The organism is Cytobacillus sp. NJ13 (assembly GCA_030348385.1).
In the GTDB taxonomy this organism is placed as follows: domain Bacteria; phylum Bacillota; class Bacilli; order Bacillales; family Cytobacillaceae; genus Cytobacillus.
Genome location: JAUCFP010000006.1, coordinates 2,737,552 through 2,761,425, shown reverse-complemented (window position 1 = coordinate 2,761,425; position 23,874 = coordinate 2,737,552). Strand labels below are relative to the sequence as shown.

Genomic DNA, 23,874 nt, shown 5'->3' with positions numbered 1-23,874 from the left:
AGGAAGGAGAAGCTCCTTCTTTTCCTGCATTTGTGAGGTGATCATATATGTCCAAAGAAATAAAAGTAGATGCCAACAAGCTGAGTCAAAAGGTTGAGTTTCTCAATTCAGTTGGCTTGAAGTCGTGGTCTGATTATGAGGCATATGCAAGATGTTTATCTTTTTTTGATGAAAACGAAAAAGCCGCAGAATATTTTATAGAGGCAGCGAAGCTTATTGAAAAACCAATGGCTGTCTTTGAAAAGAAGAACCAAAAAGAATACAGCCGTTTAAAATTGATTCAAGCCAATTATTACCGCCTGGCAGGGGAGAGGGAGAAAAGTCTGCAACAATATAGAGAACTCTCGAACCTGCTGGAGGACTTATTACATTATGGTGGGGACAAAGAACAAAGTGAAGGAGTGTTAACAAATCTCAGTTATTGCCATTTCTTTCTTTCAGACTACGAGAAGTCGATCTTTTTTGGAAAGAGGGTAAAGGAATGGGTTCCGATCTCACTGGGTTTTTCAGAAGGAATTTTCTATAATGATCAAGCAAGAATCGAAGCCGCAATAGTCGATGTAATAGAAGACATCGGAAGAGAAAAAAGTCTGCTTTATTATACAGGAGCAGAGGTTTCATTGTGGGACTGGTATGAGATTGGGAAAGATTTGCTGGAATGAATTCTGCTGAATAAGAATTTCAGACAAAATTGGTTATTTTTATTAATATCAGTATGGAGAGACGGATGGGATCTAACGCACCATAGTTCATCGACCTTCCTCTCCAGCCGCAGAATCAGTATTGACGGTTTAAAAACATTTTCATTCTCTGTGGTGAAGAGCTGTTTTTTAGCGATTCATGGAGGGCTAACGGGGTGTTTAACAACACAATAAGGAATAAAATTAAAGAGCCTAAAATATGCAAGCTTTTATACACTGCTTGTATATTTTGGCTTTTTTACATTCATAAAACATACTGCCATTAACAGCATTTTTTAATTGACAAATACAGTTTATGAGGAGTGGCAGCACATTCTTTAGAATTTGGATTTGCAGACCGGCAGTGATCTTTGTCTATTCACTTTTTCAGAAAGCACTTTGGAACTAAATTTATAGTGATAATTTTTTGTGAATCAGAAAAAAATAATGTTAAGGAAAGGAGGGATTGCGAATGTCTATGAAAAAGCGGGTAACAGGATTGGTCGCTCTGCTTGCAATGGCTGTGGTTTTGTCAACTCTAGGCTCACTCGGCGTATTTGCCGAATCCAGTGTTCTAACTAAGGTGAAATCGATTGAGGTCGAGTTGAACGATGATTACTTTAATCCGAAAGTCATCACTATTCCGAATGGAACAACCACAACGTTGATATTGAAAAATAAAGGGAAGAAAAAGCACACCTTCACAGTGGAAAAGCTCGGAATTGACGCCGAGATCCAGCCAGGAAAAGAAACAAACATTTCCGTGAAGCCGAAACAGCCCGGGACATATGAGCTGATATGCCGGTTCCACTTCCAGGAAGGAATGACTGGAAGCGTAATAGTCAAATAATAACTGGGGGCCAATAAGGCCCTTGCTTTTTTATGGGTGAAGGAAATTTACTTTACCCAGACAGCATCATAACCGCTAACTTTCCTCTGCAAATCAATAGTAAAAAATCGTTCCACCTCTAATAAATGGTAAATATAATGTATAGTTACGCTTAAACCATTATAGAAGGAGGTGAACAGGTGTATTTTTTTAAACCTATTTCTGATGAGGTTCGTCTATTTCAGGAAATATTCAATAAATATAAAAAAACAATGAAGCTTATTTTAGTGTCTATTTTTACTTGTATTGCTGCTATTCTTCAGGCTGCTGGCGGCTTTTTACCAGGTATAGGATATATTTTAAGTCCGCTTGCCACTGCACCTATTATGTTATGTTCCATGTTTTCCATTCCATATGGAGCAATGTCCTATTCTCTGACAATTATGTTGTTATTAATCCTGCATCCATCTGAACTAATGATATTTCCTTTTACAACAGGATTGTTAGGGCTTGGCATTGGGGCTTCTTTTTCCTTTTTCAGAAAGAGATTAAGTATTATTGCTGCTGGTACAATTCTTTTAATGTTAGGAATTATGAGTTTACTATTTATTTTTCACTTTCCAGTTTTAGGTCCAGCCGTCTCTGTTTCCTTTTCATTTCTTTCAACGGGAAGTATTTTTTTATTTGTTTTCCTTTATAGCTGGTTATGGGTCGAAATTGCTTTAATCATGATTAAAAGATTAAAAATGATTATCATTTAGTGATTCTCCATTTCTTGGTTTTAATTTCGATTCAATCCATGTAAGAGATTTATCAGGATTAAGCAGAATTCTATAGTTATGATTCATGGAACTATTTCAAAAACAGTGCCTTGGTTAAAATCAGTCACTTTCATAGAGCCATAAACCCCTAAATATAATCTGGTCTGTTTCAGATTCGTTCCCAAATTAACATAATAGGCTGATTGAGATCCAAAATCGTAATCGGTTTGTATCACACTAAATTCATTTTGTTCACCATTTGGTCTTATGGCGGTATAGGCTAAAACCCCTCTAACCTGAGGCTGCGATTCTTTCCGGGCAAGATCGGTAAACACAACGTTTCCTGTTAAACCAGGGATTCTTTTCCCCATATAGGCTTGAACTCCTGTAAGTGCAGTTCCTCCAAACTTATCTGGTCTGGAGTCTTTATGAAAATAACTGGTTAAAGGCCGAAGACGACTCGCTGAAAGTGCGGTTGCTTCATTGTAATAAGCAATTGCCTTCTCATCCAAAGTCCCATTATTGGTGCAGCCTCTTATAATCGATGCAGGAAAATCACCTTCCCAGCCTCGCCAGCCGAAGTTTACAAATCCTTCCATATCAGGTGCAGAATTCATGAAAGAAGCTTGAACAAATTGGGTAACCGGTATGGGTTTATAATGAACGAATGAAAAAATCGACTCGACCAAATCCTGGCCGACATTCCCTGCATATTTAATATACTGATTATAAAACCTTTGAAATGAAATGCCTGGAATATTGCGAACCCCTTTGGCCATTACCGTGAGGGTTTCCTGAATCGCTGCGGGAAGTTCATTAAAGCGTGTGACAATGGGGGGAGTAGTGATGTAAGTTATCTTATCTACATCCATTTCAATTATTTTACCGGCAATTTCGAGATCATCCTGGCTTAAGTTAAATGGATCATATGCTGATCCGCCATCTCCGGTTGTTAAAACAAGTTTTCCTGTTTCTGGTGAAAAGTTTAAACTATTGAACCCATTGTGATTTGAAAATGGCCTTCTTAAGTTAAGTAAAGTCCTTCGTTTTTGGGGCACGCCATTCGATTGTAAAATCCATTCTTCAATGATATCAATATGGTCATATTGCGTTTCTCTATTCATCCACCTTAAGTTTAAAGTTCCCGGATCACACGGGTTAGGATTAAAAGATTCAGAAAGTGCACCTGGTCCTTGTGTTCCGGCTGCTGAATAATGAAGATAAAACAGACCGTTATAATAAAATTCGGGATGAAACGCTAGTCCGAGCAATCCCCGTTCATCATATCCGCCACCAGAAACACCCAGTTTTAGGATTCGGGGGCGAATATCTAAAAAAGTCCTTAAGCTTGAGTCTCTTATGTAAAAGATCTCTCCTACCTGGGTTGCAATAAATAATCTTTCCTTTGAGTCACCTGGAAGTATAGCTGTTTTCAAAACAGTAGGTAAATTGATCTTACTGGCAATGGGCCGTAAACCAACCTTAACTGTTATCAACTGACTTTCCACCCCTTCATATTGTTTTCTTTTATAAGAATATGATTAGAACCGGCTATTAGTACTAAGTTAGTCAGGGGAATTCTGGAACAGGCTCCTTCAACTATAGATAGTCTAATATTAGTAGAGGAAGGATGTGTGTTACCGTGCTAGAATGTAATCAAAATCAAAGGAGCAACAGGATGGGGGAAGTCGAATGAACATACATAATATACTGGTTGCAGGAAGCTATGAAAAGGAATTCCAGGAACAGCTTCCAGCTGAAACATCTCAGAGCTTTCGTTTTAAACAGGTTGATGATATTACAGAAGAGGATTTGTCATGGGCGGATGCCTATGTCGGTTTCAAGCCATGTCGAGGCTTCCGCTTTGCCGATCTTAAATGGGTACATTCCTTTAATGCGGGTGTAAATAATTATTTGGAAATTGATGGGTGGAAGGAGCATGAGATTCTTCTAACCAGAACTGTTTGCTCGTTTGGACAAAGAATAAGCGAGTATTGTTTAAGCTATGTATTAAGGGATCTTCAATATCATCACTACTTTGAAGGAAAACAAAGGGAGAAGAAATGGGCTCCAAAAACTCCGCAAATGGTGAAGGATCAAACGATTGTTATCTTTGGTACAGGGGAGATTGGGCAGGAGGCTGCGAAGGTATTTTCAAGTCTTGGAGCCACCGTTTACGGCGTCTCGCAAAGCGGCAAGCAAAAGACGCATTTTCAAAAGGTGGTTGAAACCGCCTCTGCAGGTACACTGGCTGCACAGGCAGATTGGATTATCAGCACATTGCCTTTGACGAAAGAAACAAGTAAGCTATTTGATCGTACGTTTTTCAGCCATTTAAACGGAGCTGCCTTTATTAATGTCGGCAGAGGCCATACAGTGAACGAGCAAGCGCTTATTGAAGCGCTCAATTGCAGAAAGGTCCGTTGCGCTGTGTTAGATGTTCTTGAAACAGAACCGCTGCCAGAGACTTCCGAGCTATGGGGAAGGGACGATATCGTCGTCACGCCTCATATATCAGCAGTGACAGAGCTGAATGAAGCGATTGCTTGCTTTTTAGATACATTGAAGAGAATCGAAAATAATGATGCTATACCTAATAGGGTGGATTTTCTGAAGGGGTATTAATAGATAAGCAAAGATCTTCGGTGGAGACGTATTCATGGCCAGGGAAAATTGTTTAGTGGTTAATGAAATATGGATAGCGTCTTTCTTTATGAAAAGGGCCAGATTGTAGAGTAACTCCTTTTAAGAAAATTGGATATTTATGTTAATATTTTAAAATAAAATAATGTCCCAAAATTGGTTATTCAACTAACGGGAGCTTAAATAAGAATCAAAAGATCTTAGGACGAAGTTATGGATATTAGTTATTCCATTAACGAGCGCTTTAACTTAACAAATAGCATTGAAGGGTCTTTCAATCGAAGATCCTTTTTTAGTGCCTATAACATCGCATAATGTTAACTGAGTGTAGGGGATATATATAATTTAAAAAATTAATTGCTACCTGCTGTATATTTTTTCTGCTCGAATACGTCTAGTATTCAGGAGGGGAGTAATGAATGAGTTAAATAAGAATAATGCATTGAATACAGAACTTAACATCGTATATAAGTACTTACGTAAATTAGGGATTTCTCATGCGGATGCAGAGGATGCTGTTCAGGAAACTGCGTACAAATACTTATTGTATTACGATTCCATTAAAACTTCAAAAATACGCAGTTGGCTAATACGTGTGGCATTAAATTTTTATTACGATCAATGCCGAAAACAACAGAGATATAAGCTTGATTTAGATGTAATTATTCCAAAATTAGTTGCAGCGGATCAGCCAGAAGAGCTCTTTCTTGAAAAAGAACGGAACAATCAGCTTTCATTTGCAATCTCCAAGCTAAAGCCCTATTTTAAAGAACTATTATTGTTAAAGTACCAATCGGGCTTGTCCTACAAAGACATTGCAGTGCTGCTGGAATCAAATATCAATTCAGTAAGAACAAATTTATTTAGGGCTAGAAAACAACTGGCAAAAATTTATAGGGAGGAAAGCAATGAGTGATAAACGTTTATCAAAAGAAGAGGATAAGAAAGAGATTGACTTTATGAGCAACCCTTCCTTACAGTTAGCCATAAAAAAATCCAAGAGAAAACAAACATTCAAATATATTGGCATTACTGTTTTTACAACAATCATTTTATTGTATGTACTGATAAGCGGCAGCCAATACATACTGAATCAGCGTATTGAAGATGACAACCAGAAGTCTCTTTTGGACCCCATTTATGGCGCCAATCTATCATCGGGTGGCGGCTCTTATAATTATGATCTATTTAGTGTAACGATAGACGAAAGAACTTTTAAGACAGTCGGAGACCGTACTATATTATGGGATACGAAAATGAAAAAGATACCTTTATTCGGAAGGATAGAAACTCTTAGTCAAGGGAGCGGTATGGTTTATACTACGTCACTTGATAAAGAAGCTCATCGGCATATACGCTATAACAATTTTAATAATGAACGAAAAATTGATTTTTATTATCCGGGTTTAAGGTATGATTATTTACCTCATGAACTTGATATTGCTGCTGAATTAGATAAAAATAAGTTAATTGAAGTAGCAATTTCCTTTGATAAGCCAATGACCTTAGCTGAGGTTTCCGAGCAGCTTGGTTATAAAAATGTGAATTGGTTATGGGTAGATACGTCGACAAAAGCTCAAATGCATAGAATGGAAGACGAACTAGATAATGATAGTTTAAAAACGAAAGGTGGCGGTGGAGCTTTTGGGTTTGATATTAATCCTCAAGAGCCTTATTCCAGCCAACATGAAGAGTTTTTTATGAGAACGTTGAAAGAATTAAAGAAAATGGGATTTCGTAAAAGTCTAGTCAACGAAGCTTTAAAAGGAATTGAGGAAAACACCCGTTCCACTGAAGGGAAGATTCGATATAACGGAGCTGTTGTGACGGGAACAGCAGAAGAGCTTAAACGTTTTCAAGACCTTGTTTTCATTCGTGCTTCTGTTCTCGGTGCTACAATCGATAAATATTGAAAGTTCATTAGAGATGTGGCTTTGAAATATAGTTCGATCATTTGTAAAACAAAGTTTGATCAAAAATCCTGTATTGAAACGCAGGATTTTTTCTTGTTCCACTTTCGGGCGCTTTAATGAAGTAATGAAAAAGCCCAATTTCTCTTTGAATTACGGAGAAGTTGGGCTTTTTAGTATCCCCTTATCATTGCAGGTTTATTGAAGAATAATTTAAGGATGAAGAAAGCTGGGCGCTTTTCTAAAGGACCATTTCAATTTTATTTCTTCTCTCCTGCAAAACCATTTTTTTTAACCTACTAAGCTGGGAATACGGACTATTATGGCCAGGTCTTACTCAAGAACGCCTGTTTCTTCTATTACTACATTGCAGTTAACATCAAAGCCTAACATTTTGTAATCATCTTCCCACTTTTTAAAGTCAAAGTTCCGATTCTGGTTTTTTTTCTTATGACCCAGGCCAACAGGATCTATTCCAAGGTCCTGAAATTGTTTTAATAATTTTAAGCAGTCCTTTTCAATTTTTTTCTCCAGGTACCTTTCAACTTCTCCAATAATCTGTGGGGTTAAAATATCTCCCGTAAACTCACGAATGATGCCTTCAAGATTAATGGTTATGGTAGCGTGATTTTCAGTCATCTTGATTTCATTTTTTGATTTTATGCTCTTTACAGCAGCACTTTCTCCCTTTTTTAACTTAACATCAAAGTTTCCTTCGCTATATTTATCTACCAGCAATTTAAAAAAGAACATATCCTTTACAGGGAGAATGTCCACTTCTTTATCCTTACGGAAAAGACTAATTCCAACTAATTCTACTTTATCATTCCCGGTTTTCTTTAGTCGGGGCAGGAATGGATCCTTACCATCCTGATAGTAATCACGGGAAAAAATATGTAAATTGGTTATTGGAATATCGCGATGTTCAATATTATGTTGAATAAGATTAGAGATATACGTAGCGTTTCCCCTGGTTCCATACTCGCCGTTTAACAAGTCTTCTGTTTTTCCCTCTGCGGTTGCAACAAATACGCGCGCCCCCATACTTGCATCTCTCTGAAAAGAATCTATTAAGTCAAAAATCCCTTTTTTGGAAATTTCAGGTCCAAATACAGCCAGCTTTAATCCACCTGTGACTACTGGTTCTGATGTTTGTTTAGAAACATCCAGACGTATGTCCTGCCTAAGCTTTCCACTTCCGGAGAATGTCCTGTTAATTACACTTTGATCAGGCTGGAATTCCTGAAATAATACAGTTCCTCTATACTTATCTTTCTCATCCTCTGCTAAATCGTAGCCGACTCCTACTTCAATATTTATATCATCAATGATTTCTTTATTCACACAGCCCGAAAGCAGCAGGGACAGGCATATTAGTATAACCTTTTTCATTTCTATTTCACCTTTACTATTGGTAATTATGACAGCAGCGAATCGAGTATGAATATATAAAAAGGTAATAGCAAATTTCATTTTTCCCAACAGTGTCACTTAGAGGAATAGCTTTTTCTTTTGAGTACTGATTTAGATGAAAATACAGCCTTCGGGAAGAATAATCTAAAATGAGTACAAAATTATTATTAATCTTTGTGTGGGAGAATATTCGTAATAAGGGAATTCCTGAATTAAGGAAGTTTTAGTTATTAAGATGAAAGTAGACGCTTTAGGGGGCTGGCTTCTCTATAAAGGTTTAGCAGATCAAGGGTTACAGCTTTTTGTGCTTAGACAGGCTCAAGAAGGAAATGGTTTCATTCAACAAGAATATATATAATCTACCCGAAACTAATATGAGGTGGATCTAAAATGGATAAAAGAGTTATTTTCGATTTTGAAATCGATTTTACTAATGGGGGTGGATTACAAGGACAGGATTTTCGTCTTGATATTGATGGTGATGACATTACTGATGAAGAGTTAGCGAAGTATATCGTAGAGGATCTGAGGCTGCTGATGGTCGGGGAGGTTAGGATACTCAACAAAAAAATAATTAATGAAAAACATAAACGAAATTGAGATTTTATTTTATGAAGGACTTTGTAAAACCATGCGAAGGAATGGCGAAGAAGGAGATAGGGCATTTCAAAAAATGATCGATGAAGGACATCTTGAACATTATCAAAAGGAACTTCAGTTCATTCGTGAACATGGAACAGAGTGGAGTTAAGAACTGAATATTAACATAAATATAGTCAAAGGGAGCGTGGCGAGTATGTCTCATGCTATAGATGTTTTGGCCGATCAATTGTCAGCAAATGCAAATGATCCTAGCTGGTACATTCCGTTTTCAGAATCAGTTGCAAACTTATCAGAGGAAGATGCGTTTTGGAAACCTAATGAGGAAAGCAATAGCATCGCTGAAATTGTGCAGCATCTTCTTTATTGGAATGAAACCTGGCAAAAGAGGTATCATAAATCTCACGTAGATGCTGTTACACCCTTAGGCAATAATAATGAAAGCTTTATTATTCCGGAAAATACGAAGTTTACTGACTTAAAAGAGCAGCTATTAGAGGTGCTTCTGCAGTGGCAAGATTTACTCTCCCAAGAAAAACTGGAAAGTGAAATTGAGGGTTTCCCTGTAGCTGCAGAGTGGTGGGCAATAATTGGGAATCTATCCACGCATAATGCCTACCATATAGGACAAATCATTTACGTTCGGAAACTGCAAATGAGTTGGAGCAGTGGCAACAAGTAAGAGGATTAATAAAGTGTTGATCGAAAAGATTCAAGTGAAAATAGGTTCTTATTAAATAGATGGGGCAAGGGTTAGTCTGATAAGGAATGATAAAGGCAGTCTATGCTGTCAAAATTTAAAAGATAATATACTAAATTAAAAATCAGCTAGAGTAAACTCAGAGATTAATATAGAAACAAATAGATTAACATTACTTAACAAAGCAAAATGGATTGTCCTATAAACAGACAACCCATTGTTGTTGTTATTTGTTCAATTCAACCGTTTCATTCACATCTGTCGATTTAGAACTTTGCCCTGTCATCCGTTTAAAGAGAAAGGCTATTTTCTTCGTAAAGTTACCGGTTTCCCAATATTCGACTGCTTCCGCTTTTATTTTTATCAGGACTACATTAGGATCATCATAAGAAGTTTGCATAATTTGCTCATATGCTTTGCTCCACAATTCTTTTTTCTTATCTAAGTCCTCAACTATTTCTGCTTTTCCACGGACGGAAACATAGGATTTACCTGCATAAGCAACATTAACATCCTGGTCATGTAAAATTTCCTCATATTTATTAGTCTCTTTTTTAGTGAAAAACCATAAGTCACCATCAAACTCTACTTCCTGTGTTTTCATTGGCCGGGAAACAAGACCTTCTTCCGTTACCGTGGTCAGCATGGCTGTGTCTATGTCTTTGATTAACTCTCTTAATGTTTCTATTTCTTCTTGATTCATCATGTTAGACATTTCCGTCACCTCGTTAAAGTTTTATAGAGGTATATTACCCTTAACTCCAGCTTTTATTCAGGTGGTCTAACAAGACAGCTTTTTTTCTTTTTGAACATAGAGGCAGGTCAATTGAACAAGGTAGTCAAATAATTAGCATTACATACCTAATATGTATTAAGAGGAATAGAAGAGGCTTGAAAGTGAATGGCTTAAAAGTTTGGAGGGGGTATAAATGGTTTTCGGTTCATTCTTATTTTCTATCATTCTTTGGATTGCTGGATTATTTATTTTGTATATAGTCATTTCCGCAGCAGTCAGGGATGGTATTAACAAGTCTGTGGCTGGTCAATTTATCGAAACAAAGTATGGGATTAAAAAGGAAAGGGACTCATTTCTTGATCGTGATTTAGATAATGACAAATAAAGAACGAACGTGGTATATAATTTCAAATAGACTATATAAAATATAAGGAGAAAAAAATGCACGCATTATTAATAGGAGCAACGGGAGCAACAGGCAAGGACTTGCTGGATCTATTGCTGGAAGACGATTCTTTTCATCAGGTTGATATTTTTGTCAGGCGTGATCTTGATATCCAGCATGAAAAATTAAAGGTGCATGTGATTGACTTTGATCAATCCGAACAATGGAAGCATTTGGTGAAGGGCGATGTTTTGTTTTCTTGTTTGGGAACTACCCTAAAAGCTGCGGGAAGTAAAGAAGCTCAATGGAAAATTGATTACGATTATCAATACCAGTTTGCGAAAGCTGCCAGAGAAAACAATGTAAGTAATTTTGTGCTGGTATCTTCAGGTTCTTCCTCGCCTGATTCTCTCTTTTTTTATACAAGGATGAAGGGGCAGTTAGAAGAAGCTGTAAAGGCTTTAGGGTTCCCAAAACTATCAATCTTCAAACCGCCTGTATTGATACGAAAAAATAGTGATAGAAAAATGGAAGTTGCCGGATTGAAAGCCATACAGTTTTTTAATAAATTCGGAATACTTCGTTCTCAAGAGCCTCTGCCGACTGAAATATTGGCGGAAGCCATGATCAATTCTGCTAAAACAAAAGGAAGCGGCATTTTTGCGCTCGAAGGCAAAGCGATTCGGGAATGTGCAGGGCAGAATAATATCGATTAATCAATATGTACATCAAAGAGTAAGATACTAATAACTTTGGCTAAAAAGGTCAAAGTTATTTTTTTATACAACTTGTTCACCGATCATTATGATTCTTAAAGCTTGAATGTGCTGCTTTCCTCCAATATCGATGTGACAATATGCAGTGAATCCCATTCCCCGCCTGAAAATTTGACGATCGGGTATTTTTTCGGAAAAAGCTTTTGACGGATCGCGTCGGCTGAATTCCCTTCTTTGTGCAGAGCGAATACGTCATCCTGGATGGATAACAGATAATCCCGCTTTCGCTTGAGTGCTGCGCGCCCATCTTCTACATAGCCTGCATGGCTGCAGAATACATCTTCAAAGTCTGAAGTGAGAACCCGATCCAATGAACGGATAATTTCCGGAATGCTTTCTTCTGCTAAAACCACCTTTGTTTTTTCGCTGACATATAAGTCGCCTGTGAACAGCTGGCCGGTTTCCCGGTTTAAGAAGGCTTTATGATCATAAGCGTGGCCAGGGGTGTCGATGACATCCCACTGCGCTTTACGGGATGAAAACGAGTCAGGCATGGCCAGGGCCTGGAATGGCTTTCTTCTTCCCCAAAAGAGCTGCCTGTATAAAGGGTAATCTGCCCTTTTGGCACAGGACCGGATAGAATTTTCGTTTAAAAAGATAGGAAGTTTCTTCGTTTTTTCAGCATATGCTGCGCAGCCTGTATGGTCTTCGTGAAAATGGGTGATCATGACCTGGTCGAAATCGCCTTCATCCATAAATGGTTCAAAAAATGTATGTAAGGACTGGGCGCCAGTGTCAATTAAGACACCATCCGTTAAATAGCTGTAGACATTTAATGAAACACCCTGAAACTTGATTTGGCCATTCAGGTAGGAAACTCCGTTTTTCTCTCCCGTGGATGCCTTCTTCTTAACAAACAAAACATTCAGCTCCTTTCCCGATATCAGGGTCATGCATGGAGTATTTCGCCGTAACGCTGTACATTGTTTCTGCCATTTCTTTTTGCATCATAAAGTGCGAGGTCGGCTTGTTTCAATAAGGTTTTGGTTGAAGCTTCAAGAGTTTCTGCTGAGACTTTTGTATGCGATAGGCCGAAGCTTGAGGTGATTGAAATGATTTTATCATCCACAGCAATCGGGCTCCCTGCAATGTCCAGGCGGATCGCTTCGATCAGCAGGTGTGCTTCGTGTGCAGGCGTGTCAGGCAAATAAATCATGAATTCTTCCCCGCCATATCTGCCGATGATATCCCGTTTTCGAAGGCTGTTTTTCACAAGGCTAGCGACCTGGACCAGCACGAGATCGCCAGCTTCGTGGCCATATGTATCATTGACATGTTTAAAGTGGTCAATATCAAACATAATAAGGGAAACATCCGCACCTGGAGATAGGGTGCTCAGTGAGCTTTCCATCTCACTTAGAAAATAGGCCCGATTATAAATCTGGGTTAAACTATCAATGCTGGCCAAACGTTTAAGGGTTTTCTGCATATTTACTTTTTCAGTTACATCAGCCAGGGAGATAATTCGTCCAATTGGATCTTTGTTCAGGGAATAGACGGGTGAAAATTGTACTTGGAAATGGACCTGTTCACCCTCTTTTTCCCACTCATAATCACCATTCCTTCCGGAGCAGATAACTTTTCTAAGTGTGCTGTTTCCATGAAGAACATCATGAATATGCTTGCCGATGGCAGTTTCCTTGAGGTCAGGCATAACAGGCAGCATCGCCTGGTTATAATCCACGATTGCCCCGTTCTGATTGAGAACGATGACACCCTCCTTCAAGCTTTCAAAAACCGTGTCCCTTGCTATTGGAGCGAGATTGAACATCTGGAATGAGAAGAGCGCAATGCCATGAAGAATGAAGGAAATACTCATGGATACAGGGCCTAAATCAATGCCGTAGGGACTCAGATCATTCAGATAATAATGATTGGCCACAATCGGAACAAAGAGTCCGGCGGTCATCAAAAGGATTTGCACCCGGAATCGCCAGAAGGATTTTCTTAATCGCAGAAGCAGGATGATGATACTGAACATCAGGCACATGAACAGAAAAATGGCGTGCACATAAAACCAGAATCCATATTCCAGATCCAGCACGGGAAATGGCGTATCCTCTCTCAGCCTGACTGCTGAGTAGTAAAAATGATGGAGTTTATTGGTATGATGCATAAAGATGGTCAAAATCGGGATGATGAACAGGGAAAAATACAGGCTCCTGCTCAGCTTGTGTCCGGCATATTCAAGGCACATCAATAAAGTGAAAACAGGAATGAATGGCATGAACAAATATTCAATGCCCAGCCAGAATTGAACTTCTGTTAAAGTGGAGCTCGACAGTTCGAATGCATAGGAAAAGGTAAAGATCGCGGACAGCAGTGTTAAGATCTTATAAGGTCCGGCACCCGGTGCATTCCTTAGTTTAAAGTGTGCAAAAAGACAAAGCGATAAGCTGAGTGCCCCTGAAAAAGTGAGAATGAGGATGTACATCCATAATTCGTGCCCCATATGAGTTTTCTCCAAAATGAAAATATTTTTCTCCTATTATATAATTCCTTTTTCTATAAAACTAGCTTTATATTCTTTAATAAGCTATGGGGCTCAATGCGTTTCAGGAAAGGTCATTTCATTGCTGCAGCAGCGCTGAGTGTCAGGACAGCCGCTCTTTAATAGAGGCTTTCCTTAATACAATCTATTTTTATAACTATCCTGGAGGTCCTTCGCCACTTGTTCGGATGTATCATTCGGCAATTTTGTATGAGCTGCCAGCATTACAGGGGCAGAAGGAAGGGCTTCTTTCGCAAGCCATGACTCCCCGTTCCATAAGCCCGATCGGATCAATGCTTTCGCACAATGAATAAAGCATTCCTCTGCTTCTACTAAAATTCCAAATAAGGGAGCTCGGCCTTTTACCTTGCTCTTCTCTAAGAGCTCAGGGTCACGGCAAATATAAGCTTTGCCATTAATTCTTAGCGTTTCTCCAAGCCCTGGTATGAGAAAAAGGAGTCCAATATTGGGATTTGCTATGATATTATGAGCGGAATCCATTCTTTTATTGCCCGGCCGTTCCGGAATAAAAAGATGCCGCTCGTCTAGAACCGTCACAAAACCGGGGGAATCCCCCCTTGGAGAAACATCACACTTCCCGTCAGAATCTGAAGTGGACAACGTTAAAAAAGGAGATTTGGAAATAAAGTCAATGCAATGCTCATCGATGAAAGTAATGACTTTGCCGGCGGCACGCGCACTGGGCTGGCCGACTTCTTCCCGAAAAGACTCAAATTCTTCTCTGGCAGTTATAATATCTGGATATTTTGAACTCATAAATTTCACCTTTTTCTAATGGAATTAGGATCTTTAGTGTTCACCTTGGATGATCTTTTGACAATACGGAAAACAAAATAATAAACCCCGCTAAGCCCCAATATCCCCAGCACAGTAAGGAAAGGTATTTTTTCAGCAAATAGTATTCCAATCACAAATAGGGCAAAACTCAAAATGATGGCTAATAGGCTTAATAAAAATCGCTGCGATTTATTCAAAACTCTCACCGCCTTCAATTTTATAAAATCCTGTGTGTAAAGAATAAAGAAAGGCTGCAAACTATATTTTAACATAAATATCCATTTTTAGAGGAGGGAGTAAATGAATATTTCTAACAAGTTATTAGACTATGCCATTGTTTATGATGATCGAAGACAAGTAAACTCAGGTAAGTATGAGGATAAGAGGATCATTATCGAGGAGGTTAAAAACAGATTTAAGGCTGAAGTGGAGAAGAGGACAGATAAGAGAGTACTAGTCGTTTATGATTGGCGCAAGACACATAGCGGGATGGAGATTATATTGTATGCTTTTGAAAGCTGACAAGGACCGCGAAAAAGAAACCGGATAGTGGAACGGAATATCGAAACTAGAGAAATGGGTATGCATCTTTTTTAAAATTAGTCGAGGTATAGTCAGGCAGAGCTGCTGTCTGGTTATGCCTCTTTTTCTTTTTTGTACAGGCTACTTTATCGGGACAAAGAACGTGTCCTCTGTAATGCAAATAGACCAAATGCAGCTCGCAGGGCATTTTTATAACTGACCATGAAACTTTCCCTCCAATAAAATCGTAAACTATCATAAAAGGGGGGACTGGTTTTGAAAGAAAATAGCGGCAGGTTTGATTTTTATTCGGCCATCATTATTTCTGTAATAGCCATAATATTGATGATTAGAAACATGATAACGGGTATAGACTTCTTTTCCGTGACTAATGCTTTGGCAGTATTTGTTCTCGTTGTATCCCTCAGACATTTATATAATTTAACCATGTCATCCCAGAAAGGGGAATCTTCATGAATTTCTTAATCATAGCTCAAGCCGGATTTAATGGTGGCGATATTTTATTTCAGCTTTTGGCTTTTGCCTTTTTACTGACGATTCCAGCGTTTATGGTCATTCTGTTTTTTATTTTTAAGAGAAGAAACGACAGGATAAAGCGGGTGGAGGAAAAGCTGGACCGATTATTAGAGAATAAGGGTGATTAGCGGGATATGAAATTTAAGCTTTTTACCTCATTCCCTGAAGAAGAAATTTTAGAAGGAATCTTAGAACTGCATAAAACCATATTCGGCGAGTCTGATCAATTAGTCAGCAAAATGAAAAGCAAACCCCAATTGCTGTTGCTGGTGGCTATGGATGGAGAAAAGGTGATCGGATATAAAATGGGGTATGCCATTGATCAGGATACATTTTATAGCTGGCTGGGCGGGGTCGACCCTGATTACAGGAAAAATGGGATTGCTTCCATGCTAATGGAAAGGCAGCATGGATACCTAAAAGAAAAGGGCTATAAAGTGGTCCGGACGAAGACGATGAACAAATGGAGAAGCATGCTGATTTTAAATATTAAGCATGGATTTGATGTTATTGAAGCTTACATCGATGAAAAAGGACTGCATAAGATAGTGCTGGAGAAACGATTACATAACTGAGGCTGCCGAAATGGGCAGCCTTTATTTATTTGTTCATGAAATCTTCATAATTGATTAAAAATTTTTATTCACCCTGTCTTTTTTAATGGTTAATTTCGATTTTATAAGTGTGATCTAATCGTAATTCCAAAAAGAATTTGCGGACGGTGCAAAAACAAAAAACGGGTGGAGGGGTTAAAGTGAGCAAACTTTTGGTGAATGAGAATCCAATTATGATTCTGCCTTCTCTGGCAGAAAAGATAGGTTTCAATGAAGCCGTGATGCTTCAGCAGGTCCATTATTGGCTGTTGAACAGCAAGCATGTAATAAAAGAACGAACCTGGATTTTTAATACATATAAAGATTGGAAAAAGCAAGTGACATTCTGGTCTGAGACGACCATTAAGCGGGCCATTCGCTCGCTTGAAGATCAAGGCTTTTTGATATCGGGGAATTTTAATTTTTCAAAGATGGATAAGACAAAATGGTACACGATTGATTATGAAAAGCTAGCTGCTGAGGTAGAGGGCTGCCAAGAGTTCTTTCTGGCATCTAGAACCAGTTAGAAGGAACCGCCGAGCCAGCCAGCAAGCCCGATGGAGGATGCCGGTTCGGAACAGCCAATACCAGAGACTACTACAGAGACTACAGCAGAGAAAAAAGATATCCCCTATGCTGCGGTTATCGAATATCTGAACAGCCAAACCCATTCAGCATACCGGACAGGCTCGAAGAAAACGAAGAAGCTGATCCGGGCAAGGTGGCTGGAGGGATTCAGGCTCGCTGATTTTAAAAAGGTGATCGGCCTGAAGGCGGAGGAATGGCTGCATGATCCGTACTGGAGGAAGTTCCTGAGGCCTGAGACGCTGTTTGGCACCCGCTTTGAATCGTACCTGAATCAAATGCCGCTTGGTAAGCAGATGCAGGAGGAGGATTTTAACCTTGATGACTAAACGGGAGACGTATACATTGCTGGCTCTGATATCCGTTTATTACAATCAGTTTGAGGTGAATCAGCAGAAAATTGATTACTGGCATGAGGTGCTGAAGCATCATGAGATTGAAGACCTGCGGCTGAATTTGCTTCGGCATGTGGAGGTTTCACCTTACCCGCCGAAGATTTCGGATCTGGTTCGAAAGTCTGCGGCTGTTTCCAGAGCGATTCCGGATTGTCGGGATACTGCCTTTATTGTGCCGATTCCCTGGAAGCCGGCAAGCGAGGAAGTGGTTCAGGCTGAGCTGGCGAAAATGCGGGAGATTCTCGGCATAGCCAGGGGTGAAGCCTGATGCAGGGGTACGGGCTTTACAGCCAGGAGGCAGAAGAGGCGACAGTGGGGGCGCTGTTTTTGGAGGATGGGCTATCAAAGAATGCACGCTGCGGCCGGAACACTTTTATTTAGCGAGGCTAAGGCGGCTGATGACACTTATTCTGCAGCTTGATGCTAAGGGGAAGCCTGTTGATGTGATTTCGGTTGTGGAAGAAGCGGGCCAGCACAATCTTGAGAGCTTTGGCGGGATTGGCTATATCACCCAGCTTGCCGGTAGTGTGCCGACTGTAGCGAACTTTACATTTTATCAGGACACGGTTCTTGAATATTACAAGAAGCGCAAGGCTGTCGAAATTGCGGGTCGGATTCAGGAAAATGCGAAGACTGGAGACATTTCCTGTACTTTAAGGGATGGCATTCAGGATCTCATGCAGATTGAGGATCATGTAGCAGATGATGACTTGGGGGTGGTCATGCCTTCCTTGGTTGAGCTTTACGGGGAAGCGGAAAAGGACCTGGGGGAAATGACCGGGATTCCGTCTGGTTTTAGAAACAGGACAGGCTGACCGGCGGGTTCCAGGAGTCTGATCTGATCATTGTCGGAGCGCGGCCGGGTGTTGGGAAAACTGCCTTTGCCCTCAATATGGCCCTGAACGCGGCTGATCAGGATGCGGCCCTTATTTTTTCACTGGAAATGTCCAAAAAGCAGCTCCTGAAAAGGATGATCAGCTGCAAAGGGGAAATCAGTTCGATTAAACTGAGGAACCCAAAGCGCTATTTTAGTGAGGGAGACTGGACTCATTTTTCCAGTGTGATGGGGGCGTTCGGCGAGATGAAGCTGCATATTTTTGATCAAGCTGGGATGGATATTGGGTACATCTGGTCCAAGGTCAGAAAAGCACGCCGGAAGTACGGCGAGGGTAGACGGATGCTGGTGGTGATTGATTATCTGCAGCTGATCGCGGGGAATCCCAGGCATCAGAACCGCCAGGCGGAAATCAGCGAGATCAGCCGGAAGCTGAAGACGATGGCAAGGGATTTGAATGTAGCGGTGATTGCCCTGTCACAGCTGAGCCGTGGCGTGGAAAGCAGGCAGGACAAGCGGCCGATGCTTTCAGATTTGCGGGAGAGCGGGCAGATTGAGCAGGATGCGGATGTGATTGCGTTTTTATACCGTGATGATTATTACTATAAGGAATCTGACCGCAAGGATACGATTGAGATCATCCTGGCCAAACAGCGGAATGGACCGATTGGGACTGTAAGACTGGCTTTTATAAAGGAGATAGGGAAGTTTGGGTGAGTGGTTGTTTTAATGGAGGGGAATTGGGTTATGAGCGGGACGAAAGTGAATAATCGTTCCCATCGCGATGGGAAACCGATTGTGAGAGGCATGAATGAGTTGGAATCGTTCCCATTGAGTGGGGAAATTGCTGATGAGGGGCACGAATGAGTTGGAATCGTTCCCTTCGTGATGGGAAATCGCTGATGAGGGGAACGAATGAGTTGGAATCGTTCCCTTCGTGATGGGAAAACGCTGATGGGGGGCACGAATGAGTTGGAAACGTTCCCTTCGTGATGGGAAATCGCTGATGAGGGGAACGAATGAGTTGGAATCGTTCCCATTGAGTGGGGAAATTGCTGATGAGGGGCACGAATGAGCTGGAATCGTTCCCTTCGTGATGGGAAATCGCTGATGGGGGGCACGAATGAGTTGGAATCGTTCCCTTCGTGATGGGAAATCGCTGTTGAGGGGCACGAATGAGTTGGAATCGTTCCCTTCGTGATGGGAAATCGCTGATGGGGGGCATGAATGAGTTGGAATCGTTCCCTTCGTGATGGGAAACCGCTGATGGGGGGCACGAATGAGTTGGAAACGTCTCCTTTGTGCTGGGAAATCGTCCTTGAGTGCCACGAATCGAGCTGAAAAGGGGCATAATAGTATCCTTCAGATTGGGAAACAGAAAATGAGCGGCACTAATCTAGCGGAATAGTTGGCAGACCGACATTGAACGACACAAATCAAACCGAATTGTTCCCTCAAATTTAGCAAACCGACACCAAGCTCCCTTAATCGTCATGCTTATTCCCGCATCCCCTGAAAAGGGACAGGTTACCTGCCCCATCAGGTTGTTCTTAAATACCCTTCATTTTGAATGTCTATCTGAAATTGGATATCAGATTTCAAATTTGGATAGTAAATGGACCGCCAGTCTTTTAGCTCTTTTCGGTCAATTTTAGTGCGATACAATTGGCCTAATCCCAGAATATCTGCTTCGCTTTCCTGGAGTTTGGCTAACATGCTGCTGAATCGGCTTGACAGGAGATGGCTCAATTCTTTTTTGATCATGGCACTGGATGTTTTGCCTCTTGTTTCGAGGACAACAACCTTTAGGTTTATTCGGCTCTGCAAAACTGGCTGTTTATCAGTCATGCCAGTTTGGTGGTCCATGGAGTTGCCGATGATCATGACACTTGCGTGATTCAGGACTTCGATTTGTCCATGGGTGCTTTCATTATTAAAAGCGTTGAAAAGCAGGGTTTCATCATTGCTGATCTGGTCCACCATCTTTCCGTTCTTTATTACGGCAGAGCCGACTTGTTTGTAAGTTGTCGTTTCTCCGGTAACAATCAGCGGGATGGCCACATCACGTGTATAGGAATGAATGCTGCGGTAGACTTCCCATATTCTTGTAAGGGCAATTTCCGGATTCCAGCCTGCATTTTTTTCAAAGTAATCGAACATGTTGGTTCCGTGAAGCTCCTTTGATTCCGAGAGTGTCGAAAAAAACTCATCCATGTCCTGGTCACAAATGGCGATTAGCACTTTTGGGGATACTTCCCGCGATCTCATGAAACCGGCAATGATGTCTTTCATGCCTTCCTCCGCCGTTTTCCGCTCAATCATAATTACTTTTACATGAAGCAGGTCTACGCTGGTCTCCATGTTTCGGCTGATCACATCGACGGCGTGTGAGATGGTCTCTCCTGTCCCGGATACAATCTTTACTTCCATAGACTCTTGCACAGGCTCAGGGATTTTTAGAAAAACCTTGTATTTTCCATCTTCATCAGTAGTAATGCCAAGGACAACTGGAAGTGTCCGATGATTGATATCCCTGATGTCCCAGCAGCCGGTTAAAGTCATCATTGCCAGAAGCAGACAGACAGTAATAGGGACTTTAGATTTTACATTAAATGGTTTCATCTTTACCCTTCCCCTTCATGCGGCGTCCAAAGAAAAAGATTGAAAATGGAACTGCAATTAAAATGTAGAACCTCAGAAACGTATTCCACCAAAATAATTTCTCAACATCCTTCCAGTCCGGGATGAAAAAACATGAAATATAAACTGTGGCGGATAGCGCGAGCAACAATTTTACCGGTTTAATGGAAGGAAGGTAATGACTTAAGATTCGAATTGATTTCCAAGACACAAGGGCAAGGTAAAGCATGATAAAGGAGATGAGACTTAACAGGAAAAACATTGTAACCCTGTCGAACATCAGCCAATTAATATTGATGGCGTCCACGGCCACAACATATGGAAGGAAGGTTGTAGCTGAGGTGGCTTGCCCAAAAGTCAGGACCGGAATATAGACTGAAAAAAGGAAAAAGGGTATAAGGAAGGCGGCAGCCCATAATACATATTTTCTGTCATAGGAGAAATAAGGCTGGACAAAACCGAGAAACAGAAAGCCTCCAGAAAAAGCAAAAAAGCTTTCCAAGTATGTTCTTTTTATGAGGAATCCGAGATCTGCATCTAAAGGAACCATGTACCTCCAATCCACGTTTTGAAAAGAAGTGAAGAAAATAAAGATGATGATGGGAAGAAATAAAAGGGATAGGAGAAGTCCTGTGCGAAAAATCGTTTCGACTCCTTTGGCTGCTATATAGGTCGAAATAGATATCAATAAGAGCATGATGGCCCATAAAGGAGTGTTTGATAAAAAGACAATGGTAATGATTTCGGCATAAGCCCGGAGAGTTATCAATAAAATCATGCTGAAATATAAGAAAACCGGGGCAATAAAAAGGATCGCTGTCCCTTTTCCGTTCTCCGTATATATACGAATGATGTCTTTTTTCGGAAAATAGCTTAGTCCCTTCATATAAATAGAGATAAAAATGAAATGAATGATCACGCCGACCAGAACAGGAAGCCAGTGGCCCTGTTCTGTACTTGAAATGACATTGCCTGGATACATAAAGAAAATAAGGCCCAAATGACTGATGATGTACATCAGCATGACATGCAAACTTTTATCCGCCATTGCTTTCATTCCCTTTTAAATTTAAGTAGAGATAGGACTTGCCGTAGGTATTGAGGCTTGCCAGGTAAGCGCCTATGAAAACCAAGCCGGCAACCAGCCCTAAGATGCCAAATATCGCCGCCAGAAGCACAATGGCATATTTGAAAAGCCGAATGGAGACAGAATTCTGAAACCCGACGATGGTTGAATTGGCAATGGTTGTGGCGGCAAGAATGATGATCAGCAGATTGCTGACTAATTTCGCTTCCACGGCAGCCTGTCCCAGGATAATTCCCCCGACCATTGTAATCGTGGGGCCAATGGATTTCGGCAGCCTTACACTTGCTTCCAGGATTAATTCAAGAATGACGAGCATGAGAATAATTTCCACCAATGCCGGATAGGGAACCCCTTCACGGCTTTGGGCAACTGATAAAGCAAGCTGGATCTGCAATACTTCAGGATTAACGGAAACCAGTGCCACATACAGCCCGGGTGTTATCAGCGTGATTAAAATGCCGATGATTCTGATTAACCGAATGGCTAACATAATAGGAAGAGGAAAATTCCGGTCATTTTCAGCAGCAAACATATCCCAGAACAGACTTGGAAGAATGAGCGCAAAAGGCAATCGATCCACGAACATAATGACTTTTCCTTTTTTCAGATGCTGAACCGCATGGTGGGGCAGCTCGGTCGTATTAAACTTTGAAATAGCATTCCAAGACGGAAACCCGAGCATTTTGGCAAGCCCCTGCAGATCACAGGCTTCCATTTGGATATTTTTTTTAATATGATCACGAATGCTATTAACCAGATTCACATCCGCTTGACCATCTAAATACAGCAAGGAAAGTTGGTTTTTGCGGCTGGGGCCGGCTGAAAACGAGTCGATTCTGATTTCGTCCGAGTTCACCAGTTTTCGAACCATGCCGAGATTGAGATCGATCCCTTCTGTAAAGGAATCCAATGCTCCTTGAATTACATTTTCATTAGAGGGAGAGGCAACCGAACGATCGAGCATAGCGGGAACAGGCTCCATGATGATAAATCGGCCGGTGTTTTCAAAATGGATAATCAGTTTGCCTTCATATATGGATGAAATGGCTTTCCGGACATCCCCTTCAATTACTTCCCCTATGGCTCGCCATAATTCCTCAGAAGGCTGATTCTGCAAAAGGATGCTCTCTGCATGCTTGTGAAGGACCGTTCTCGTTTTGATAAAATCAATGAGTGTATTAAATCCCAGCAGCATAACGGCAGCATCCGCAAGATAGTCCCTTTGAAGATGAAAATCGCCATTGTTCCCAAGCTCTGCTTTTATTTCATTAATAAATTGATCCATTACGGGTTACCCCTTCGTAAAGACATAAATATTATTAATCTTCGCTGGATGGAAAATTTTATTCCTAAAAACTTTTTTTGGAGTTATATCTGCGGCTAAAAACGAGGTGTCTTTCGTTCTTTGAACGAGAGTTCCGCCACCCAAAAAGGAATTATCAAAACTTGAGAGGAATAATTAATGTGGGAGGTTAGACGAATGAAAATTATCGCAGTTCACGAACATTCGCATTTATTTGAGAGTGCAGTGCAATTTTTCTGGGAACAGTGGGGAATAAGCAAAACTTCCGCTTTTATCAGGATTGTATGATTCATTCTGGGAAAACAGAGGACGGCATCCCGAGGTTTTATGCAGCGATCGAGAATAAGGAGATCATGGGCACGTACGCATTAATCCGCAATGACCTCAACAGCCGGCAGGACTTGCATCCGTGGCTGGCATGTCTGTACGTTGATCCCAACAGCAGAGGGAAGAAGCTTGGCGCCCGGCTGCTTGATCATACTATTGAAGAAGCGGCGAAGCTTGGATTTAATAAACTTTATCTTCAAACGGATTTGGAAGGGTATTATGAAAAATACGGCTGGACGCATAGCGGAGAGGTATACGGGGCGAGCGGCGGCTCCATTAAGTTATATGAAAAGGATACAGACGCACCTTCGGATAAAAACTAAACGCC

The 23,874-nt window shown here is 40.7% G+C and carries 30 protein-coding genes and 2 pseudogenes; 22 read left to right on the top strand and 10 right to left on the bottom strand.

Features of this window, described 5'->3' with window-relative positions; all coding sequences use genetic code 11:
- Positions 1–47 precede the first annotated feature (47 nt).
- The 3 genes from QUF73_13570 (at position 48) to QUF73_13560 (ending at position 2,270) form a co-directional block, all read left to right on the top strand.
- On the top strand, positions 48–662 hold the full coding sequence (locus QUF73_13570) for a hypothetical protein (GenBank protein MDM5227234.1): 615 nt from the start codon (positions 48–50) through the stop codon (positions 660–662).
- Positions 663–1,152: 490 nt separating this feature from the next.
- Positions 1,153–1,530, top strand: a complete 378-nt coding sequence (locus tag QUF73_13565) for a cupredoxin domain-containing protein (protein ID MDM5227233.1) — start codon at positions 1,153–1,155, stop codon at positions 1,528–1,530.
- 179 nt (positions 1,531–1,709) lie between these two features.
- A complete protein-coding gene (locus QUF73_13560) occupies positions 1,710–2,270 on the top strand; it encodes a hypothetical protein (GenBank protein MDM5227232.1) in 561 nt (186 codons plus the stop codon).
- A gap of 83 nt (positions 2,271–2,353) precedes the next feature.
- Here QUF73_13560 and QUF73_13555 read toward each other — a convergent pair whose 3' ends face one another.
- A complete protein-coding gene (locus QUF73_13555) occupies positions 2,354–3,766 on the bottom strand; it encodes a PQQ-dependent sugar dehydrogenase (protein ID MDM5227231.1) in 1,413 nt (470 codons plus the stop codon).
- 196 nt (positions 3,767–3,962) lie between these two features.
- Here QUF73_13555 and QUF73_13550 point away from each other — a divergent pair, with 196 nt between their 5' ends.
- The 3 genes from QUF73_13550 to QUF73_13540 all read left to right on the top strand — a co-directional run bounded on the left by QUF73_13550 (position 3,963) and on the right by QUF73_13540 (position 6,826).
- Positions 3,963–4,895 carry a D-2-hydroxyacid dehydrogenase gene (locus tag QUF73_13550; protein ID MDM5227230.1) on the top strand — a complete coding sequence of 311 codons (933 nt, stop codon included), beginning with the start codon at positions 3,963–3,965 and terminating at the stop codon, positions 4,893–4,895.
- A gap of 433 nt (positions 4,896–5,328) precedes the next feature.
- Positions 5,329–5,829 (top strand): RNA polymerase sigma factor, encoded by a 501-nt coding sequence (locus tag QUF73_13545; protein ID MDM5227229.1) that lies wholly within the window; start codon positions 5,329–5,331, stop codon positions 5,827–5,829.
- Positions 5,822–6,826 (top strand): anti sigma factor C-terminal domain-containing protein, encoded by a 1,005-nt coding sequence (locus QUF73_13540; protein ID MDM5227228.1) that lies wholly within the window; start codon positions 5,822–5,824, stop codon positions 6,824–6,826. The genes QUF73_13545 and QUF73_13540 overlap by 8 nt, the downstream gene beginning before the upstream one ends.
- 330 nt (positions 6,827–7,156) lie before the next feature.
- Here QUF73_13540 and QUF73_13535 read toward each other — a convergent pair whose 3' ends face one another.
- A complete protein-coding gene (locus QUF73_13535) occupies positions 7,157–8,215 on the bottom strand; it encodes a Ger(x)C family spore germination protein (GenBank protein MDM5227227.1) in 1,059 nt (352 codons plus the stop codon).
- Between the two features lie 256 nt (positions 8,216–8,471).
- On the opposite strand from QUF73_13535, the gene QUF73_13530 reads away from it, so the two are divergent.
- From QUF73_13530 to QUF73_13515, 4 genes and pseudogenes are all read left to right on the top strand, one after another.
- Positions 8,472–8,594 carry a hypothetical protein gene (locus QUF73_13530; protein ID MDM5227226.1) on the top strand — a complete coding sequence of 41 codons (123 nt, stop codon included), beginning with the start codon at positions 8,472–8,474 and terminating at the stop codon, positions 8,592–8,594.
- Between the two features lie 32 nt (positions 8,595–8,626).
- On the top strand, positions 8,627–8,836 hold the full coding sequence (locus QUF73_13525) for a cyclase (protein MDM5227225.1): 210 nt from the start codon (positions 8,627–8,629) through the stop codon (positions 8,834–8,836).
- Positions 8,829–8,987 (top strand): annotated as a pseudogene (locus QUF73_13520) (aminoglycoside phosphotransferase). The gene QUF73_13525 and the pseudogene QUF73_13520 overlap by 8 nt, the downstream one beginning before the upstream one ends.
- A gap of 45 nt (positions 8,988–9,032) precedes the next feature.
- A complete protein-coding gene (locus QUF73_13515) occupies positions 9,033–9,518 on the top strand; it encodes a DinB family protein (protein MDM5227224.1) in 486 nt (161 codons plus the stop codon).
- A 244-nt stretch (positions 9,519–9,762) separates the two neighbouring features.
- On the opposite strand, the gene QUF73_13510 is transcribed toward QUF73_13515, so the two are convergent.
- Positions 9,763–10,251, bottom strand: a complete 489-nt coding sequence (locus tag QUF73_13510; GenBank protein MDM5227223.1) for a pyridoxamine 5'-phosphate oxidase family protein — start codon at positions 10,249–10,251, stop codon at positions 9,763–9,765.
- Positions 10,252–10,465: 214 nt separating this feature from the next.
- On the opposite strand from QUF73_13510, the gene QUF73_13505 reads away from it, so the two are divergent.
- Both QUF73_13505 and QUF73_13500 read left to right on the top strand, forming a co-directional pair.
- Entirely contained in the window at positions 10,466–10,657 is a 192-nt protein-coding gene (locus QUF73_13505; protein MDM5227222.1) for a hypothetical protein, read from the top strand.
- Between the two features lie 56 nt (positions 10,658–10,713).
- Complete coding sequence (locus QUF73_13500; protein ID MDM5227221.1) at positions 10,714–11,373, top strand: NAD(P)H-binding protein; 660 nt, start codon at positions 10,714–10,716, stop codon at positions 11,371–11,373.
- Between the two features lie 95 nt (positions 11,374–11,468).
- On the opposite strand, the gene QUF73_13495 is transcribed toward QUF73_13500, so the two are convergent.
- The 4 genes from QUF73_13495 to QUF73_13480 form a co-directional block, all read right to left on the bottom strand.
- Positions 11,469–12,293, bottom strand: a complete 825-nt coding sequence (locus QUF73_13495) for an MBL fold metallo-hydrolase (protein ID MDM5227220.1) — start codon at positions 12,291–12,293, stop codon at positions 11,469–11,471.
- Between the two features lie 29 nt (positions 12,294–12,322).
- Positions 12,323–13,885, bottom strand: coding sequence for a histidine kinase N-terminal 7TM domain-containing protein (locus tag QUF73_13490; protein ID MDM5227219.1), 1,563 nt, complete (start codon positions 13,883–13,885; stop codon positions 12,323–12,325).
- Positions 13,886–14,059: 174 nt separating this feature from the next.
- On the bottom strand, positions 14,060–14,701 hold the full coding sequence (locus QUF73_13485; protein ID MDM5227218.1) for a pyridoxamine 5'-phosphate oxidase family protein: 642 nt from the start codon (positions 14,699–14,701) through the stop codon (positions 14,060–14,062).
- A 5-nt stretch (positions 14,702–14,706) separates the two neighbouring features.
- Positions 14,707–14,919 (bottom strand): hypothetical protein, encoded by a 213-nt coding sequence (locus tag QUF73_13480; protein MDM5227217.1) that lies wholly within the window; start codon positions 14,917–14,919, stop codon positions 14,707–14,709.
- 103 nt (positions 14,920–15,022) lie between these two features.
- Between QUF73_13480 and QUF73_13475 the strand changes: the two genes are divergently transcribed.
- The 9 genes from QUF73_13475 (at position 15,023) to QUF73_13435 (ending at position 18,906) form a co-directional block, all read left to right on the top strand.
- Complete coding sequence (locus tag QUF73_13475) at positions 15,023–15,244, top strand: hypothetical protein (GenBank protein MDM5227216.1); 222 nt, start codon at positions 15,023–15,025, stop codon at positions 15,242–15,244.
- 276 nt (positions 15,245–15,520) lie between these two features.
- Positions 15,521–15,721 carry a hypothetical protein gene (locus QUF73_13470; protein MDM5227215.1) on the top strand — a complete coding sequence of 67 codons (201 nt, stop codon included), beginning with the start codon at positions 15,521–15,523 and terminating at the stop codon, positions 15,719–15,721.
- Entirely contained in the window at positions 15,718–15,909 is a 192-nt protein-coding gene (locus QUF73_13465; GenBank protein MDM5227214.1) for a hypothetical protein, read from the top strand. The genes QUF73_13470 and QUF73_13465 overlap by 4 nt, the downstream gene beginning before the upstream one ends.
- A 6-nt stretch (positions 15,910–15,915) precedes the next feature.
- Positions 15,916–16,356, top strand: coding sequence for a GNAT family N-acetyltransferase (locus tag QUF73_13460; GenBank protein ID MDM5227213.1), 441 nt, complete (start codon positions 15,916–15,918; stop codon positions 16,354–16,356).
- A 179-nt stretch (positions 16,357–16,535) separates the two neighbouring features.
- On the top strand, positions 16,536–16,901 hold the full coding sequence (locus QUF73_13455; GenBank protein ID MDM5227212.1) for a hypothetical protein: 366 nt from the start codon (positions 16,536–16,538) through the stop codon (positions 16,899–16,901).
- A gap of 30 nt (positions 16,902–16,931) precedes the next feature.
- Positions 16,932–17,288, top strand: coding sequence for a conserved phage C-terminal domain-containing protein (locus QUF73_13450; GenBank protein ID MDM5227211.1), 357 nt, complete (start codon positions 16,932–16,934; stop codon positions 17,286–17,288).
- Positions 17,281–17,622 (top strand): replicative helicase loader/inhibitor, encoded by a 342-nt coding sequence (locus tag QUF73_13445; protein MDM5227210.1) that lies wholly within the window; start codon positions 17,281–17,283, stop codon positions 17,620–17,622. Before QUF73_13450 ends, QUF73_13445 begins: the two co-directional genes overlap by 8 nt.
- 130 nt (positions 17,623–17,752) lie before the next feature.
- Complete coding sequence (locus QUF73_13440; GenBank protein ID MDM5227209.1) at positions 17,753–18,169, top strand: DnaB-like helicase N-terminal domain-containing protein; 417 nt, start codon at positions 17,753–17,755, stop codon at positions 18,167–18,169.
- 29 nt (positions 18,170–18,198) lie between these two features.
- Positions 18,199–18,906, top strand: coding sequence for a DnaB-like helicase C-terminal domain-containing protein (locus QUF73_13435; protein ID MDM5227208.1), 708 nt, complete (start codon positions 18,199–18,201; stop codon positions 18,904–18,906).
- Positions 18,907–19,728: 822 nt separating this feature from the next.
- Here QUF73_13435 and QUF73_13430 read toward each other — a convergent pair.
- From QUF73_13430 to QUF73_13420, 3 genes are read right to left on the bottom strand one after another with little or no spacing between them, the layout of a single operon-like run.
- The gene (locus tag QUF73_13430) at positions 19,729–20,811 is read right to left on the bottom strand and encodes a Ger(x)C family spore germination protein (protein ID MDM5227207.1); all 1,083 of its coding nucleotides are present in this window, start codon (positions 20,809–20,811) and stop codon (positions 19,729–19,731) included.
- Positions 20,798–21,877 (bottom strand): GerAB/ArcD/ProY family transporter, encoded by a 1,080-nt coding sequence (locus QUF73_13425; protein ID MDM5227206.1) that lies wholly within the window; start codon positions 21,875–21,877, stop codon positions 20,798–20,800. Before QUF73_13425 ends, QUF73_13430 begins: the two co-directional genes overlap by 14 nt.
- Complete coding sequence (locus QUF73_13420; protein ID MDM5227205.1) at positions 21,867–23,201, bottom strand: spore germination protein; 1,335 nt, start codon at positions 23,199–23,201, stop codon at positions 21,867–21,869. The genes QUF73_13425 and QUF73_13420 overlap by 11 nt, the downstream gene beginning before the upstream one ends.
- Positions 23,202–23,396: 195 nt before the next feature.
- On the opposite strand from QUF73_13420, the pseudogene QUF73_13415 reads away from it, so the two are divergent.
- Positions 23,397–23,869: pseudogene (locus QUF73_13415) on the top strand (GNAT family N-acetyltransferase).
- Positions 23,870–23,874: the final 5 nt, after the last annotated feature.

Excerpts from the sequence above, each read along its gene's own strand:
- QUF73_13570 (MDM5227234.1), top strand. The coding sequence starts at position 48 with ATGTCCAAAGAAATAAAAGTAGATGCCAACAAGCTGAGTCAAAAGGTT.
- QUF73_13565 (MDM5227233.1), top strand. The coding sequence starts at position 1,153 with ATGTCTATGAAAAAGCGGGTAACAGGATTGGTCGCTCTGCTTGCAATG.
- QUF73_13550 (MDM5227230.1), top strand. The coding sequence starts at position 3,963 with ATGAACATACATAATATACTGGTTGCAGGAAGCTATGAAAAGGAATTC.
- QUF73_13545 (MDM5227229.1), top strand. The coding sequence starts at position 5,329 with ATGAATGAGTTAAATAAGAATAATGCATTGAATACAGAACTTAACATC.
- QUF73_13540 (MDM5227228.1), top strand. The coding sequence starts at position 5,822 with ATGAGTGATAAACGTTTATCAAAAGAAGAGGATAAGAAAGAGATTGAC.
- QUF73_13535 (MDM5227227.1), bottom strand. The coding sequence starts at position 8,215 with ATGAAAAAGGTTATACTAATATGCCTGTCCCTGCTGCTTTCGGGCTGT.
- QUF73_13530 (MDM5227226.1), top strand. The coding sequence starts at position 8,472 with ATGAAAGTAGACGCTTTAGGGGGCTGGCTTCTCTATAAAGGTTTAGCA.
- QUF73_13525 (MDM5227225.1), top strand. The coding sequence starts at position 8,627 with ATGGATAAAAGAGTTATTTTCGATTTTGAAATCGATTTTACTAATGGG.
- QUF73_13515 (MDM5227224.1), top strand. The coding sequence starts at position 9,033 with ATGTCTCATGCTATAGATGTTTTGGCCGATCAATTGTCAGCAAATGCA.
- QUF73_13510 (MDM5227223.1), bottom strand. The coding sequence starts at position 10,251 with ATGTCTAACATGATGAATCAAGAAGAAATAGAAACATTAAGAGAGTTA.
- QUF73_13505 (MDM5227222.1), top strand. The coding sequence starts at position 10,466 with ATGGTTTTCGGTTCATTCTTATTTTCTATCATTCTTTGGATTGCTGGA.
- QUF73_13500 (MDM5227221.1), top strand. The coding sequence starts at position 10,714 with ATGCACGCATTATTAATAGGAGCAACGGGAGCAACAGGCAAGGACTTG.
- QUF73_13490 (MDM5227219.1), bottom strand. The coding sequence starts at position 13,885 with ATGGGGCACGAATTATGGATGTACATCCTCATTCTCACTTTTTCAGGG.
- QUF73_13485 (MDM5227218.1), bottom strand. The coding sequence starts at position 14,701 with ATGAGTTCAAAATATCCAGATATTATAACTGCCAGAGAAGAATTTGAG.
- QUF73_13475 (MDM5227216.1), top strand. The coding sequence starts at position 15,023 with ATGAATATTTCTAACAAGTTATTAGACTATGCCATTGTTTATGATGAT.
- QUF73_13465 (MDM5227214.1), top strand. The coding sequence starts at position 15,718 with ATGAATTTCTTAATCATAGCTCAAGCCGGATTTAATGGTGGCGATATT.
- QUF73_13460 (MDM5227213.1), top strand. The coding sequence starts at position 15,916 with ATGAAATTTAAGCTTTTTACCTCATTCCCTGAAGAAGAAATTTTAGAA.
- QUF73_13450 (MDM5227211.1), top strand. The coding sequence starts at position 16,932 with ATGGAGGATGCCGGTTCGGAACAGCCAATACCAGAGACTACTACAGAG.
- QUF73_13445 (MDM5227210.1), top strand. The coding sequence starts at position 17,281 with ATGACTAAACGGGAGACGTATACATTGCTGGCTCTGATATCCGTTTAT.
- QUF73_13440 (MDM5227209.1), top strand. The coding sequence starts at position 17,753 with ATGACACTTATTCTGCAGCTTGATGCTAAGGGGAAGCCTGTTGATGTG.
- QUF73_13430 (MDM5227207.1), bottom strand. The coding sequence starts at position 20,811 with ATGAAACCATTTAATGTAAAATCTAAAGTCCCTATTACTGTCTGTCTG.
- QUF73_13425 (MDM5227206.1), bottom strand. The coding sequence starts at position 21,877 with ATGGCGGATAAAAGTTTGCATGTCATGCTGATGTACATCATCAGTCAT.
- QUF73_13420 (MDM5227205.1), bottom strand. The coding sequence starts at position 23,201 with ATGGATCAATTTATTAATGAAATAAAAGCAGAGCTTGGGAACAATGGC.